The organism is Pseudonocardia charpentierae (assembly GCF_031845345.1).
Taxonomy (GTDB): Bacteria; Actinomycetota; Actinomycetes; order Mycobacteriales; family Pseudonocardiaceae; genus Pseudonocardia; species Pseudonocardia charpentierae.
Genome location: NZ_JAVREJ010000124.1, coordinates 1 through 303 on the forward strand (window position 1 = coordinate 1; position 303 = coordinate 303).

A 303-nucleotide genomic window follows, 5' to 3' on the forward strand; every position below is an offset into this window, starting at 1 on the left:
GACCGGTACTAATAGGCCGAGGGCTTGCCCACAACACCAAGCTCCGCTTGTATGAGTAGAGTAGTTGCTCGCATCCACTGTGTGACCCTGAGCACACAACCAGCACCACCATGGGTATATTCATGTGCCTGCGGTGGTGGTGTGTTCTGTCCCGTCGTTTGGCGGGTGATAGGTGAATAGTGTTGTCGGTGGTTGTGGCGGAGGGGTAACGCCCGGTCCCATCCCGAACCCGGAAGCTAAGCCCTCCAGCGCCGATGGTACTGCACTCGCCAGGGTGTGGGAGAGTAGGTCGCCGCCGACATC

At 59.4% G+C, this 303-nt stretch carries 1 rRNA gene; it reads left to right on the top strand.

What is annotated here, in order from left to right:
• Positions 1 to 184: 184 nt before the first annotated feature.
• Positions 185 to 301: ribosomal RNA gene (rrf, locus tag RM445_RS32150) — 5S ribosomal RNA — on the top strand.
• Positions 302 to 303: the final 2 nt, after the last annotated feature.